The organism is Streptomyces sp. NPDC127129 (assembly GCF_042671585.1).
Taxonomy (GTDB): Bacteria; Actinomycetota; Actinomycetes; order Streptomycetales; family Streptomycetaceae; genus Streptomyces.
On the sequence record NZ_JBHXTV010000010.1, the window covers coordinates 57,258 to 71,036 of the forward strand.

13 protein-coding genes are annotated in these 13,779 nt (G+C 73.8%); 7 read left to right on the top strand and 6 right to left on the bottom strand.

Translation table 11 applies throughout. The features are described 5' to 3' along the window. Positions 1 to 253 precede the first annotated feature (253 nt). On the top strand, positions 254 to 937 hold the full coding sequence (locus ACFVGW_RS20215) for a DedA family protein (RefSeq protein WP_385853118.1): 684 nt from the start codon (positions 254 to 256) through the stop codon (positions 935 to 937). Between the two features lie 79 nt (positions 938 to 1,016). Here ACFVGW_RS20215 and ACFVGW_RS20220 read toward each other — a convergent pair whose 3' ends face one another. Next, a complete protein-coding gene (locus ACFVGW_RS20220) occupies positions 1,017 to 1,544 on the bottom strand; it encodes a gamma carbonic anhydrase family protein (RefSeq protein ID WP_383226832.1) in 528 nt (175 codons plus the stop codon). 120 nt (positions 1,545 to 1,664) lie between these two features. Here ACFVGW_RS20220 and ACFVGW_RS20225 point away from each other — a divergent pair, with 120 nt between their 5' ends. After that, complete coding sequence (locus ACFVGW_RS20225) at positions 1,665 to 2,408, top strand: acyltransferase (protein ID WP_385852943.1); 744 nt, start codon at positions 1,665 to 1,667, stop codon at positions 2,406 to 2,408. Between the two features lie 134 nt (positions 2,409 to 2,542). Here the strand turns inward: ACFVGW_RS20225 and ACFVGW_RS20230 are convergent, their stop codons facing one another. Further along, entirely contained in the window at positions 2,543 to 3,412 is an 870-nt protein-coding gene (locus ACFVGW_RS20230) for a DMT family transporter (protein ID WP_352189479.1), read from the bottom strand. A 117-nt stretch (positions 3,413 to 3,529) separates the two neighbouring features. On the opposite strand from ACFVGW_RS20230, the gene ACFVGW_RS20235 reads away from it, so the two are divergent. Together ACFVGW_RS20235 and ACFVGW_RS20240 are read left to right on the top strand one after the other, a co-directional pair. Further along, positions 3,530 to 4,102: an XRE family transcriptional regulator gene (locus ACFVGW_RS20235; protein WP_352189478.1), complete on the top strand. Its 573-nt coding sequence runs from the start codon at positions 3,530 to 3,532 to the stop codon at positions 4,100 to 4,102. A gap of 44 nt (positions 4,103 to 4,146) precedes the next feature. Continuing rightward, positions 4,147 to 4,716, top strand: coding sequence for a YbaK/EbsC family protein (locus ACFVGW_RS20240; protein WP_385852944.1), 570 nt, complete (start codon positions 4,147 to 4,149; stop codon positions 4,714 to 4,716). Positions 4,717 to 4,850: 134 nt separating this feature from the next. Here the strand turns inward: ACFVGW_RS20240 and ACFVGW_RS20245 are convergent, their stop codons facing one another. Further along, complete coding sequence (locus ACFVGW_RS20245; RefSeq protein WP_385852945.1) at positions 4,851 to 5,300, bottom strand: CoA-binding protein; 450 nt, start codon at positions 5,298 to 5,300, stop codon at positions 4,851 to 4,853. A gap of 92 nt (positions 5,301 to 5,392) precedes the next feature. Beyond that, positions 5,393 to 5,683 carry a cupin domain-containing protein gene (locus ACFVGW_RS20250; protein ID WP_383226845.1) on the bottom strand — a complete coding sequence of 97 codons (291 nt, stop codon included), beginning with the start codon at positions 5,681 to 5,683 and terminating at the stop codon, positions 5,393 to 5,395. A gap of 188 nt (positions 5,684 to 5,871) precedes the next feature. Between ACFVGW_RS20250 and ACFVGW_RS20255 the strand changes: the two genes are divergently transcribed. The 3 genes from ACFVGW_RS20255 to ACFVGW_RS20265 all read left to right on the top strand — a co-directional run bounded on the left by ACFVGW_RS20255 (position 5,872) and on the right by ACFVGW_RS20265 (position 10,865). Further along, positions 5,872 to 6,498 carry a YigZ family protein gene (locus tag ACFVGW_RS20255; RefSeq protein ID WP_352189474.1) on the top strand — a complete coding sequence of 209 codons (627 nt, stop codon included), beginning with the start codon at positions 5,872 to 5,874 and terminating at the stop codon, positions 6,496 to 6,498. A 189-nt stretch (positions 6,499 to 6,687) separates the two neighbouring features. Further along, positions 6,688 to 7,866, top strand: a complete 1,179-nt coding sequence (locus tag ACFVGW_RS20260) for an exonuclease SbcCD subunit D (RefSeq protein ID WP_385852946.1) — start codon at positions 6,688 to 6,690, stop codon at positions 7,864 to 7,866. Beyond that, positions 7,863 to 10,865, top strand: a complete 3,003-nt coding sequence (locus ACFVGW_RS20265; RefSeq protein WP_385852947.1) for an AAA family ATPase — start codon at positions 7,863 to 7,865, stop codon at positions 10,863 to 10,865. The genes ACFVGW_RS20260 and ACFVGW_RS20265 overlap by 4 nt, the downstream gene beginning before the upstream one ends. Before the next feature lie 155 nt (positions 10,866 to 11,020). On the opposite strand, the gene ACFVGW_RS20270 is transcribed toward ACFVGW_RS20265, so the two are convergent. Further along, complete coding sequence (locus tag ACFVGW_RS20270) at positions 11,021 to 11,467, bottom strand: Lrp/AsnC family transcriptional regulator (RefSeq protein ID WP_352189534.1); 447 nt, start codon at positions 11,465 to 11,467, stop codon at positions 11,021 to 11,023. 239 nt (positions 11,468 to 11,706) lie between these two features. After that, positions 11,707 to 13,410: a DUF885 domain-containing protein gene (locus ACFVGW_RS20275; protein ID WP_385852948.1), complete on the bottom strand. Its 1,704-nt coding sequence runs from the start codon at positions 13,408 to 13,410 to the stop codon at positions 11,707 to 11,709. Positions 13,411 to 13,779 lie beyond the last annotated feature (369 nt).

The window sequence follows — 13,779 nt, forward strand, 5'->3', positions numbered from 1 at the left end:
GCGACGACGCGGGCCCTGGGCGGTGGGCCGTCCGGGGCGCGGTCGGGGTGCGGTCGGGGTGCGGTCGGGGTCGCGCGCGTGCGGCGGAGCACGCCCCGGCCCCTGAGCCGTCGTCGCCGCGGAGCGTGTCGCCGCGGGCCCGCCGCGACCGCCGTCGATGCACGCGCCGGGCGGCCGGGCGTCGTCGCACGACCAGGTAGGCTGCCCCGGCGTGCGCGACGCGGCGCGCGCCTTCGAACGGGAGGAATCCGCGTTGCACGTCCAGGAGTGGCTGGAGACGATCCCCGCGGGCGCGATCTACGCACTGGTGGGTGTGGTGATCGGGCTCGAGAGCCTGGGGATCCCGTTGCCCGGCGAGATCGTCCTCGTCAGCTCGGCCCTGCTCGCCTCCCAGCACGGTGACATCAACCCGTACGTCCTCGGCGCCTGCGCCACGGCCGGCGCCATCATCGGCGACTCGATCGGGTACGCGATCGGCCGCAGGGGCGGGCGCCCGCTGCTGGCCTGGCTGGGCAAGAAGTTCCCCAAGCACTTCAGCGAGGCCAACATCGCGCTGGCCGAGCGGTCCTTCGAGAAGTGGGGCATGTGGGCGGTCTTCTTCGGCCGCTTCGTCGCCCTGCTGAGGATCTTCGCCGGACCGCTCGCGGGCGTGCTGAAGATGCCGTACTGGAAGTTCCTGATCGCCAACGTCTTCGGAGGCATCCTCTGGGCGGGCGGCACGACCGCCGTCATCTACTCGGTGGGCATCGTCGCCGAGGCGTGGCTCAAGCGCTTCTCGTGGCTGGGTCTGGTGCTCGCCGTCCTGGTCGGCGTGACCTCGATGCTGATCCTGAAGAACCGTGCGAAGAAGGCCGCGGCCCAGACCGGGACCCAGCCCGGCACGAAGGCGGAGAGCGAGCCGGCCGCGGAGCCGGTTCCGGTACCGGTCGCGGACTGATCCGACCGGTGAGGTCGGCGCGGACGGACGCGCGAGGGCGCGGTGGCCTCACGGCCGCCGCGCCCTTCTCCGTTGGCCCTCAGTCCTGGAAGGCCTCTGCGTGGCCCTTGGCCAGGTGGAGGTACATCTCCGCGTTGAGGCGGATGCCGGCCTGCTCCTCCTCCGTCAGCGGGCGCCGGACCTTGGCCGGGACACCGGCCACCAGCGAACCCGGCGGGATCTCCATCCCCTGCGGGACGAGCGCCTGCGCGGCGATCAGCGAACCGGCGCCGACGCGGGCCCCGTTGAGGACCGTGGCACCCATGCCGACCAGGACGTCGTCCTCGATGGTGCAGCCGTGGACGGTCGCGTTGTGGCCGACCGTCACGCGGTCGCCGATCGTGACCGGGAAGCCCGGGTCGACGTGGACGGTGCAGTTGTCCTGGATGTTGGAGTCCTCGCCGACGACGACGGGGCCGCAGTCCGCCCGCAGCACCGCGTGGTACCAGACGCTGGCGCGGGCGCCGAGCGTGACATCGCCGAGCACGACCGAGGTCGGCGCTGTGAAGGCCGTCGGATCGACCTGCGGCTCCTTGCCGCCCACGCCCTTGATCAACGCCTCTGCCATGGTTCGCTCCTGGTACCTCGTGATTGCGTCACGCCTCCACGGCACCCTAGCCGCGGCCCATGACGGACATCACAGCGCACCCCGCCGATCAGGCACGACGGCGCCGACTACCGTGTGCGGGTGCCCAGGAACAGAAACACGTTCTCCTCTCTCACCGCCTGGCGGCGCCGGGTTCTCGCCCGCGCCCTGCAGGGCGGATGGCGCTGGGTGCAGCAGGCCGGTGCCGTCACCGCCGAGAGCCCCGGACGCCTCCGCTTCAAGCGCCTCGGCGCGGGTACCCGGCTGGCGTTCCCGCAGGGGACGGTCTTCGGCGAGCGGTGGATCGAGATCGGCGAGTGCTGCATCGTCGCCGAGCAGGTCACGCTGACCGCCGGCATGCTGCCCGGACTCGACCTCGGGCCCGACACGGTCCTGACCCTGGGCAACGGCGTCGTCCTGGGGCGCGGCAGCCATGTCATCGCCGACGCCCGGGTGACGATCGGCTCGGACACGTACTGCGGCCCGTACGTCTACATCACCTCGACCAACCACAGTTACGACGATCCGGACGAGCCCGTCGGCAGGCAGTGGCCGCGCTCCGAGCCGGTCGAGATCGGACCCGGCTGCTGGCTGGGCACGGGCGCGGTGATCCTGCCCGGCGCCAGGCTCGGCCGGAACGTGGTGGTCGCGGCGGGCGCGGTCGTACGGGGAGAGGTGCCGGACCACTCGGTGGTGGCCGGGGCGCCGGCGAAGGTGGTGCGCAGCTGGGACCCGGAGCGGGGCTGGCAGCCGCCGCTGCGGACGCCGGCACCGGTGCCGATCCCGGACGGAGTGACGCACGAGCAGCTCGCCGCGCTCGCCACCTGGGACCTCGCGGAGGGCTGACCGACCCGAGGGTCGTCGGCCCGAGGGCGGGGTGCCGCGCGGGCGGGCTTGAGGGTGCCCCCGCGGGCGGGTCCGAGGGTGCCGCGCGGGCCGGTTCGAGGTGCCGGAGGCGCGCCCCGGGGAAGGTGATCTCGTCAGCCCGTCGCGAGGAGCACCGTGCCGACCAGAGCGAGGCCGGCGCCCGCCGCCTGGACCGCGCGGAGCCTCTCCTTCAGCACCCCGCGCGCGGCCAGCGCCGTGACGACCGGGTAGAGGTTCGCCAGTACCGCCGCGACGGTCACCGGCCCGTTCTGCGCCGCGATCGAGTACGTACCGTTGGCGGCGACGTCCGCGAGACCGACGAAGGCGAGCGCGGGGAGTGCCGCCCACACGACGTTCATCCCCCCGCCGCCCTCGGGCAGCGCCCGTCCGCCGCGCTTCACGGAGACGTACAGCGCGCCGCCGCCCACCGCCACGTTCGTCACCCGCTGGACGAACAGGGCGAGGAACAGTCCGGTCAGGGTCGAGGACGCCTCCGCGATCAGGGCCATCACCGAGCCGAACCCGAAGGCCGCGACCAGCGTGAGCAGCACCGCCTGGCGCTGTACCGGCGCGCCGCGCAGCTCGGGCCCGCCGGCGAGGACGATGCCGACGATCGCCACACCGATCCCGGCGAACTGCAGGAACCCCGGCCGGTCGCCGATGAGGAGGCCGACCGAGACCGGGACGACGACACCCAGCGAGCCGAGCGGGGAGACCACGCCCATCGGTCCGAGCGCCAGGGCCTTGTAGAACGCGAGCATCGCGACCGGGCCGACGAGGCCCGCGGCGACGGCGTACCAGAGTTCGGGACTCACCTCGCGCCAGGCCCCGGTGGCGATCACGATCGCCCCGAGGACGACGACCGCGATCGTCTGCGAGATCACGAGCACCGTGAGCGCCGGCATGCGCCGGGTCAGCAGCCCGCCGCCGAAGTCGGCCAGGCCCCAGAGCAGGGCGGTGGCCAGGGCGAACAGCGCAGTCATGGATCCTCGCAGGGTGGCGGTCTCGCAGTACAGTGCGGTGGACAGCTGAGTACACCGCGGTAGACCACACCGTAGTTCAGTCTGTTGAACTCTGTCATCCAAAATATTGGACGGAATGTGTCGGACCTCGATCAGCTCACGCAGTCCCTCGCGCGGAACCTGAAGCGGTGGCGCAACGAGCGCGGTTTCACGCTGGACGCGCTCGCCGCACGGGCGGGCGTCAGCCGCGGCATGATCATCCAGATCGAGCAGGCCCGTACGAACCCCAGCGTCGGCACCACCGTGAAGCTCGCGGACGCGCTCGGAGTCTCGATCACCACCCTCCTCGACTACGAGCAGGGCCCCCACGTCCGCCTCGTCCCGCCGGCTCAGGCCGTGCGCATGTGGTCCACCTCCACCGGCAGCCACACGACCCTCCTCGCCGGCACCGAGGCGCGCGGCCCGCTGGAACTCTGGTCCTGGACGCTCATGCCGGGCGACGGCAGCGCCTCCGACCCGCACCCCGACGGCACCACCGAGCTCCTGCACGTCACGGCCGGGGAACTGACCCTCGTCGTGGAGGGGGAGGAGCACCGCATCCCGGCCGGCACCTCCGCGGTCTTCGAGGCCAACGTGCCGCACGCCTACCGCAACGACGGCACGGAGACGGCCGAGATGACGATGGCCGTCTCCATTCCGCCCGCCCGCTGAGACGCCCAAGTCGGGGGAGCACCCCACTTGTTAGCGTGGCCGGTATGCGCGCACCCATCGGAGACTTCGACAACGCGGTACCGGCCCCCGACTGCCTGGACCTGCTCACGGAACCGGTCGCCGCGGCCGTCCGGGCGTGGCAGGGCAGCGTCCCGGCGGACCAGCTCCTGTACGTCGACACCGACCCCGAGATCGCCGACACGGCCGTCTTCGTCGAGCACCACGACCAGGACCTCCTCGACCGGTCGGCGAACTGCGTGATCGTCGCAGGGAAGCGGGGCGAGGAGACGACCCTGGCCGCCTGCCTCGTGCGCTCGGCCACCCGGGTCGACGTCAACGGCGTCGTCCGCCGTCACCTGGGCGCCCGCAAGGCGCGGTTCGCGGACATGGCGATCGCGACCGGCGAGAGCGGCATGGAGTACGGCGGCATCACCCCCATCGGCCTCCCCGCCGACTGGCCCCTCCTCGTGGACGCCTCCGTCGTCGACACCGACTGGGTGCTCGTCGGCAGCGGACGTCGTCGCGGCAAGCTCATCCTGCCGGGCAAGGCCTTCGCCGAACTGCCCGGCGCCGTCGTCCTGGAGGGTCTCGGCGTCGACGTCGCCGCCGGCTGAGCAGCGACGTCGGCCGAGGCCGGGCGGTCAGCGGTGTCCGGCGATCGGCCGAGATCCGGCGGTCAGCCGAGGTCCGGTGGTCTGCTGTGGCGCGGTCGTCCGCTGCGGCCCGGCGGTCGGCCGCGGCTCGGCGCTCAGCCGAGGTCCGGACGCGGGTCGAGCAGCGGGATCTCGATGGCGGGGCAGCGGTCCATGACCATGTCGAGCCCCGCCTCGCGGGTCCGCGCGTACGCCGCCTCGTCGAGCACGCCCAGCTGGAACCAGACCGCCTTGGCGCCGACGGCCACCGCCTCGTCGGCAACCTGTCCGGCGTGCTCGCTGTTCACGAACACGTCGACCACGTCGACCGGGAACGGAATGTCCGCGAGCGAGGCGTACCCCTGCTCGCCGTGGACCGTCTCCGCCTTCGGGTGCACGGGCACGATCCGCTTGCCGTAGCGCTGGAGGACCGCCGCCACACCGTAGGCGGCGCGCGACCGGTTCGACGACAGGCCCACGACCGCCCAGGTGTCGCCCGCGGCGGTCAGGATCTTCCGGACCGTGTCCGACTCGGTGGCTCCGGTGGTGGACGTCTCGACGCTCATCTGCTGCCTCCTGTGGCTCGTCGCTGAGCACAACGGATCACGGGCACCGGTGATTCCCCCCGGGGGAACGCCGCTGCCCCGCCCCGTGGCGGCTACGCCCGCTTCATCTCGACCTCGACGAAGGCCAGCGGCAGGGCGCCGGCGTTGACGACCTCGTGCTCGGCCCCGGCCCCACGGGCGTAGGACTCGCCCGCACGCAGCTGCGAGGAGGTGACCGTGCCGTCGGGGGCGATCACGTCCGTCCGCCCGTCGGTGACGGGGACGACGACGTAGTCGTAGGCGTGGACGTGGCGACCGGTGCTCTGCCCCGGCTCGAAGTCCCAGCGAGTGACCCGTACCCGCTCGTCCTCGTGCTGCACGCTTGCGCGGGCGGTGGTCGTCATGGTCGGTCTCCTCGTCCTCGGATGCCGTACCGGTGGCACGGACGCATGGGCACGGTCCCAGGTGGCAGGCTAACCGCGGGCTCTCCGGGCTGCCGGGCGCGGGGCCCGCGGGGGCCTGCGGGGGCGGGCGGGAGCGGGGCCCGGCACCGGGGGACGGAGGGACGTTCCCGGCCGCATAGGGTGGCGGGATGCAGGAGCAGTACCGCACGCTCGCCCGCGAGGGCGTGCACGAGACCGAGATCAACCGCTCGCGCTTCATCTGCGCGCTGGCACCGGTGGCGACCGAGCAGGAGGCGCAGGACTTCGTCGCGCGCATCCGCAAGGAGCACCCGACGGCCACGCACAACTGCTTCGCGTACGTCGTCGGAGCCGACGCGTCCGTCCAGAAGGCGAGCGACGACGGCGAGCCCGGCGGCACGGCCGGTGTCCCCATGCTCCAGATGCTGATGCGGCGCGAGATGCGGTACGTCGCCGCCGTCGTCACCCGCTACTACGGCGGCGTGAAACTCGGCGCGGGTGGTCTGATCCGGGCGTACGGCGGAGTGGTCGGGGAGGCCCTGGACGCGCTCGGCACCGTCACGCGGCAGCGCTTCCGCCTCGCCACCGTCACCGTCGACCACCAGCGCGCGGGCAAGCTGGAGAACGACCTGCGGGCGACGGGCCGGAGCGTGCGCGACGTGCGCTACGGCGAAGCGGTCGCCATCGAGATCGGACTTCCGGACGCCGACGTGGAGGCCTTCACGGCCTGGCTCGCCGATGTCACGGCCGGCACCGCGCGCGTGGACCTGGGCGGCGAGGCGTACGGCGATGTCTGACCGCCCGGAGCGTGCGGACCGCCCGGAGCGTGCTGACCGCCCGGAGCGCCCTGACTGCTCGGAGCGCCCTGACCGCCCGGACGACCGCGGGGTCCCGCTGGGCGCCGGGCCGCTGCGCGCCGTCCCGCGCGCCCCCGGATTTCCCGAAGCCCCGGCCACTGTCCGACCCCACCGATACGCTCCTCGATCATGAGATTCCTGCATACGTCGGACTGGCACCTGGGGCGGTCGTTCCACCGCGTCGGCCTGCTCGACGCCCAGTCCGCGTTCCTGGACCACCTGGTGGCCACGGTGCGCACGCGTGACGTGGACGCGGTCCTGGTCGCAGGGGATGTCTACGACCGTGCCGTGCCGCCGCTCACCGCCGTCGAGCTGTTCGACACCGCCCTGCACCGGCTCGCGGAGGCCGGAGTGCCGACCGTCATGATCTCCGGCAACCACGACTCGGCCCGCCGCCTGGGCGTCGGCGCCGGTCTCATCGAGCGGGCCGGCATCCACCTCCGTACGGACCCGGCGGGCGTCGGGACCCCTGTCGTGCTCGACGACGCCCACGGATCCGTCGCGCTCTACGGCCTGCCGTACCTCGAACCGGCCCTCGTGCGCGAGCGGTTCGGCGCCACCAAGGCCAGTCACGAGGCGGTGCTCTCCGCAGCCATGGACCGCGTCCGCGCCGACCTCGCCACGCGCCCCGCCGGCACCCGGTCCGTCGTCCTCGCGCACGCCTTCGTCGCGGGCGGCGAACCGAGCGACAGCGAACGGGACATCACGGTCGGCGGAGTCGCCGCCGTCCCCGCCGGGGTCTTCGACGGCGTCGACTACGTCGCCCTGGGGCACCTGCACGGCAGCCAGACCGTCACCCCGCGCGTCCGCTACTCCGGCTCACCCCTCGCGTACTCCTTCTCCGAGGTCCACCACCGCAAGAGCATGTGGCTGGTCGACCTCGGCGCCGACGGGTCGATCGAGGCGGCCGAGCGCGTCGACTGCCCCGTGCCCCGGCCCCTGGCCCGGATCCGCGGCCGGCTCGACGACCTGCTCGCCGACCCGGGACTCGTACGGCACGAGGAGTCCTGGGTCGAGGCGACCCTCACCGACCCCGTGCGGCCCGCCGAGCCGATGGCCCGGCTCGCCGAGCGCTTCCCGCACACGCTCAACCTGGTCTTCGAGCCCGAGCGCACCGAGAGCGATCCGCTCGCCTCGTACGCCCAGCGGCTGCGCGACCGCAGCGACCAGCAGATCGCGGAGGACTTCGTGGCCCACGTGCGGGGCGGCGCCGGACCCGACGACACCGAACGGACCGTGCTGCACGGCGCCTTCGACGACGTCCGGGTGGACAGTGCGGTACGGGAGCGCGAGGTGGGCGCCCGGTGAGACTCCACCGCCTCTCCGTCACCGCCTTCGGTCCGTTCGGAGCCCCGCAGGAGATCGACTTCGACGCGCTGTCCAGCGCGGGCCTCTTCCTGCTCCACGGTCCCACCGGCGCGGGTAAGACCTCCGTCCTCGACGCCGTCTGCTACGCCCTGTACGGAGCCGTGCCCGGAGCCCGGCAGTCGCCCGGCACCTCGCTGCGCAGCGACCACGCCCCCACCGGTACGTACACCGAGGTCACCCTCGAACTGACCGTGGGCGAGCGGCGGCTGGAGATCACCCGGCGACCGGCCCAGCCCCGCCCGAAGAAGCGCGGCGGCGGCTTCACCACCGAGAAGGCCCAGAGCTGGCTGCGCGAGTACGATTCCGGCACCGGCGAGTGGGCCGCGCTCAGCCGCTCCCACCAGGAGATCGGCGAGGAGATCACCCAGCTCGTCGGCATGAGCAGGGAGCAGTTCTGCCAGGTCGTGCTCCTGCCGCAGGGCGATTTCGCGCGCTTTCTGCGGGCGGACGCGGAGGCGCGCGGCAAGCTGCTCGGACGGCTCTTCGACACCCGCCGGTTCGCGGCCGTGGAGGAGCGGCTCGCCGATCTGCGGCGCGCGGCCGAGCAGCAGGTACGGGACGGGGACGAGCGGCTGCTGGCGCTCGCCCACCGGATGGCGCAGGTCACCGGCGGAGCCGTCGTCGACGAGCGGCCCGGCGAGCCGGGACTCGCCCAGGCCGTCCTGGGCCTGGCGGCCGTGGCGCGCTCCGAGGCGCGCGAGGCCCTCGACATCGCGGACTCGGCCGTTCTGGCCGCCGAGTCGCGGCAGGCCGCCGCCCGCAGGGTGCTCGACGAGGAACGGGAGCTGGCGGACCGTCAGGCACGGTACGCGGAATCGCGGCGGCGGCAGGACGCGCTGGAGGCGAGCAGGCCCGAGCGGGACCGTGCGCAGGCGGTGCTCGACCGGTCCCGCAAGGCCGACCTCGTCGCTCCCGCCCTCGGTCTGCGCGCCGACGCGGAACGCGAGCACGCCGCCGCGCACGCGGCCCGGGAGAACAGCCGGGACCGGCTGCCCGCCGATCTCGCCGACGCGGGCGCGGAGCAGCTGTCCGCCCTGGAGCGGCGACTGCGCGAGGAGCTGGGCGGGCTCGACTCCGCGCGGCGGGCGGAGCGGCGCAGCGCGGAGATCGCCGGGGAGCGCACGGACCTGGAGCGGCAGGCCCGCGCCGACGAGGAGATCCTCCAGGACGCGGGCGGCTGGCTCAGCGGCTGGGAACCCCGCAGGGCCGAGCTGGCCGCCCGCATCGAGGCCTCCCAGGAGGCCGCCGCGCGTGCCGAGCAGCTCGCCGGCCGCCTCGAACCTGCCCGCCGGCGACTGTCCGCCGCCCGCCGCCGGGACACGCTCGCCGGACAGACGTCCACCGCCGACTCCCGGCTCACGGCCGCGCGCGAGCGCCGCAACGAAGCGCACGAGGCGTGGCTCGACATCAAGGCGCGCCGCCTCCAGGGCATCGCCGCCGAACTGGCCGCGGCCCTCGCCCCCGGCGCGCCCTGCCAGGTCTGCGGCTCCGCCGAACACCCGGCCCCCGCCCGCACGGGCGCCGACCACGTCGACCGCGCCACCGAGGACGCGGCCTACGAGCTCTTCACCCGCGCGGAGGAGTCCCGCACAGCCGCCGATCGCGACGCGGCGGCCACCGCGGAGGCATGGGCGGCGGCCCGCGCGGAGGTGTCGGCGGCGGACGCCCCCGAGCCGACGGTCGACGAACTGGTCGGCGAAGTCGACGAGTTGACCCGCCTGCACGCCGACGCACACACCCTCGCCGCCCAGACGCACGGCCTTCGGGAGGCGCTCGCGCGGGCGGAGCGGGAGCACGAGAGCCGGGTGCGGGCACAGAGGGACGCCGAGCGGCGCGTCGCCGCGCGGACCTCGCAGCGGGAGGCGCTCGACCGGGAGCAGACGGCCCTCGACGCCGAAGTGGCCCGGGGGCGCGGCGAGTCCGGGAGCGTCGCAGAGCACGCCTCACGGCTTGAGCGGAAGATCACCATCCTGATCGAGGCCGCCGAGACCGTACGCTCCGAGGCGCTCAGCGCCCAGCGTCTGAAGGAGGCCGACGACCGGCTCGCGAACGCCGCCTTCCGTGCCGGGTTCGACACCCCCGCCGAGGCCGCCGCCGCGCTCCTGGACGACGGCGGGCACCGCGCCCTCCAGCACCGCCTGGACGCCTGGCAGGCCGAGGCGGCCGCCGTCGCCGACCGGCTCGCCGAGCCGGAGACCCGGGCCGCCGCCGAACGCCCGGCCGCCGACCCGGAGGCCGCCGACGCCGCGCACACCGCCGCCGAACGCACCCTGCGGAACGCCACCTCGGCCCTCGCCGCCGTCCGGGACCGCGGCGCCGAACTGGCCCGGCTCTCCCGGCAGGCCGGCGCCGAGGTCCGCGGCCTGGGACCGTTGCGCGAGGAGTACGACCGGGTCGCCCGGCTCGCCGGCCTCACCGCGGGGACCTCCGCCGAGAACGAACGCAAGATGCGCCTGGAGTCGTACGTCCTGGCAGCCCGCCTGGAACAGGTCGCGGCCGCCGCCACCGCCCGGCTCCAGCGCATGTCCTCCGGCCGCTACACCCTCGTGCACTCCGACGCCCGCTCCGGCGGCAAGCGCGCCGGCCTCGGCCTCCATGTCGTCGACGCCTGGACGGGCAACGAGCGGGACACGGCCACGCTCTCCGGCGGCGAGACCTTCTTCGCCTCCCTCGCCCTCGCCCTCGGCCTCGCCGACGTCGTCACCGACGAGGCGGGCGGCGTCCGGCTCGACACCCTCTTCATCGACGAGGGCTTCGGCAGCCTGGACGACCAGACCCTCGACGAGGTGCTCGACGTCCTCGACTCCCTGCGCGAACGGGACCGCAGCGTCGGCATCGTCAGCCACGTCGGCGACCTCCGGCGCCGCATCCCGGCCCAACTGGAGGTCGTCAAGGAACGGTCGGGATCGACGGTGCGCCAGAAAACGGCCGGCGCCTGACCCCGCCCCCTGATCCGCCTCGTCCCCACCGGCGCTGTCCCGGTGCGCCGGGAAGGGTGGACCGCTTCCCTGATCGGCTTCTGGAAGGAGACCCTGAACGGCGCGCTCGATCTCCGCTTCCCCGACGCGAGTCGGGAGCCGGCGGGTGAGCGGGGTCAGCGGCTGACCGCGCGGCGGGGGAGGGGGGAGGAGTAGACGACGCTCGTCGTCACCGAGCCCAGCGTGCCGATCTTCCCGGAGACCTCCTCCAGGTGCTTCATGGACCGCGCGGCGACCTTCATGACGAAGCAGTCGTCGCCGGTCACGTGGTGCGCCTCCAGGACCTCGGGCGTGGCCGCGAGGAGGTCGTGGAACGGCTTGTAGTTGCCGTTCGGGTAGCGCAGCCGGACGAAGGCGAGGATCGGGAGCCCCAGGCGTTCCTGGTCGATGACGGCCGTGTACCCCGTGATCACCCCGGCCTCCTCCAGCCTGCGCACCCGCTCGGTCACCGCGGAGGGCGACATGGAGACGGCACGGGCCAGTTCGGTGAAGCTCGCCCGGCCCTGGGCCTGCAGGGCGTCGAGGATGCGCCAGTCGGTGGCGTCCGGGGTGTACTCGGTCACGGCGGTCATGACCGAGATGGTGCAGGGGAATCCCCGGTCGATCAAGCGATCCCCGGTGAGTTCTCATGGCTCGGGACGCGGACCGGGCGGGATTCCCCGCCCGGGTCCGCTCCTGCGCCGGGGCGCCCTCGCCTGGCGGATTCGCTTCTGTGCCGGGGCGCCCCCGCCTGCCGGAGTCGCTTCTGTGCGGGGCCCCTCGCCTGTCGGGTTCGCTCCAGCGCTGCCCCTGCGGCGCACGCTCAGAGGCGTGAGATCTCCTCCACCAGGTCGTCCAGGCCCAGCGGGCCCTGCGACAGGGCCGCCATGTGCCACGCCTTCGCGTCGAACGCGTCGCCGTGTGCCGCCTGCGCGTTGGCGCGCCCGAGCAGCCAGGCGCGCTCGCCCAGCTTGTAGCCGATCGCCTGTCCCGGCATCGAGAGGTAGCGGGTCATCTCGCTCTCGACGAAGGCCGGCGGGCGGCTGCTGTGCCGCTGGAAGAACTCCTGCGCCAGCTCCGGCGTCCACTCCTCGCCCGGGTGGAACGGCGAGTCCGCCGGGATCCGGAGCCGCAGGTGCATGCCGATGTCCACGATCACCCGGCAGGCGCGCATCATCTGCGCGTCGAGGTAGCCGAGGCGCCGCTCGGCGTCGGGGAGGAAGCCGAGCTCGTCCATCAGCCGCTCCGCGTAGAGCGCCCAGCCCTCCGCGTTGGCGCTGACGCCGCCGATCGTCGCCTGGTAGCGCGAGAGCTGGTCGGCGACGTGTACCCACTGGGCGATCTGCAGGTGGTGGCCCGGCACACCCTCGTGGTACCAGGTCGACACGAGGTCGTACACCGGGAAGCGGGTCTGGCCGTCGACCGGCAGCCAGGTGCGGCCGGGCCGGGAGAAGTCCTCCGACGGGCCGGTGTAGTACGGGGCGGCGGCGCCGCCGGGCGGGGCGATGCGCGACTCCACCTTCCGTACCCGCTCGGCGAGTTCGAAGTGGGTGCCGTCCAGCGCCTCGATCGCCTCGTCCATCAGGTTCTGCAGCCAGACCCGGACCTCTTCGACGCCCTCGATGTGGGTGCCGTGGACGTCGAGGTGCGCGAGCGCCTCCCACGGGCCGGAACCGGGCAGGATGCGCTCGGCCTCGGTGCGCATCTCGGCGTGGAGCCGGTGGTACTCGGACCAGCCGTACGCGTAGGCCTGGTCGAGGTCCAGGTCGGTGCCGTTGAAGTAGCGCGACCACCGCTGGTACCGCTCGCGGCCCACCGTGTCCGGTGCGCCGGCGACGGCCGGGGCGTACACGTCGCGCATCCAGTCCCGCAGCGCGACGACCGCCTCGGTGGCACCACGGGACGCAGAGGCCAGCTCCGTACGCAGCTCGGGGCGGAGGGATTCGGGGGCCGCGGCGGCGAACTCCTCGAACCAGCCCCGGCCGTCGCCCTCCCCGCCCGCCCACTCCGTCAGCTGGCCGACGAACGTGGCGGTCGGCCGCGGTCCGCCCAGGAGCTTGCGCTCCAGGCCGAGCTCCAGCGAGGCGCGGTAGCCCTCCAGCGCCGTGGGCACCGCGCGCAGCCGCCCTGCCACGGCCTCCCAGTCCTCCTCGGTCACGGTCGCCATCACGGTGAACACCATGCGCACGCTGTGCGCGGGGGACCGCATGTTGCTGACCGCGCAGAGGCCCTCGTCGGCCTCGTGCACGGCGAGTTCGGCCGTCAGACGCTCCCGCAGAAGCCGGGCGCAGCGTCGTTCGGCGTCGCTGTCCGCACCGGGCTGCCGCTCGGCCTCGTCGAGCCGGGCGAGGGTGCCGCGGGCGAGGTCGGCCACGGCTTCCTGGCCGGCCGGAGAGAAGTCGGGAAGGAGGCCGGCGCTCGCTTTGACTCCCAGGTACGTACCGGTGATCGGGTCGAGTTCGATGAGAGCGTCGACGTAGCTGTCGGCGACCTGGCGGGGGAGCGCGCTGCTGGAAGTCTCTGGCATGAGGTTCATCCTGGGGCCTTCACGGTCCTCGAGTCACCCTCAATCGATCTCACTAGGCTGACAAATGAGCGCTCGGAACGGGTGGTCCGTACCGGTTCCGAGCGGGCGCCCGGCGGGGGGTCGACGCGCGTCACCCGCGCTTGCGCTCGATGGACGGGCCGATCAGTTCGCGCCGGGGAGGACGCTCTCGGCCGGGAGGGCGGCTTCACGCCCGCGGCCGAGTTTGGCCGGATCCCGTCGGCGGCGGTCCCCGGCGGAGCCGAGGTGGGCGCCTCGCCCACCTCGGTGGCGAGCTCACGGCGGGCGGTCGCGGTATCGGCCGGCGGAGGCGCAGAACGTGCCACTCCGGCCGGGAGCGGTAGAAGGGAT

Bases quoted from the DNA above. Each gene is read 5' to 3' on its own strand.
- ACFVGW_RS20220 (WP_383226832.1), bottom strand. From the start codon at position 1,544: ATGGCAGAGGCGTTGATCAAGGGCGTGGGCGGCAAGGAGCCGCAGGTC.
- ACFVGW_RS20230 (WP_352189479.1), bottom strand. From the start codon at position 3,412: ATGACTGCGCTGTTCGCCCTGGCCACCGCCCTGCTCTGGGGCCTGGCC.
- ACFVGW_RS20240 (WP_385852944.1), top strand. From the start codon at position 4,147: ATGCGCGCACCCATCGGAGACTTCGACAACGCGGTACCGGCCCCCGAC.
- ACFVGW_RS20245 (WP_385852945.1), bottom strand. From the start codon at position 5,300: ATGAGCGTCGAGACGTCCACCACCGGAGCCACCGAGTCGGACACGGTC.
- ACFVGW_RS20250 (WP_383226845.1), bottom strand. From the start codon at position 5,683: ATGACGACCACCGCCCGCGCAAGCGTGCAGCACGAGGACGAGCGGGTA.
- ACFVGW_RS20255 (WP_352189474.1), top strand. From the start codon at position 5,872: ATGCAGGAGCAGTACCGCACGCTCGCCCGCGAGGGCGTGCACGAGACC.
- ACFVGW_RS20260 (WP_385852946.1), top strand. From the start codon at position 6,688: ATGAGATTCCTGCATACGTCGGACTGGCACCTGGGGCGGTCGTTCCAC.
- ACFVGW_RS20275 (WP_385852948.1), bottom strand. From the start codon at position 13,410: ATGCCAGAGACTTCCAGCAGCGCGCTCCCCCGCCAGGTCGCCGACAGC.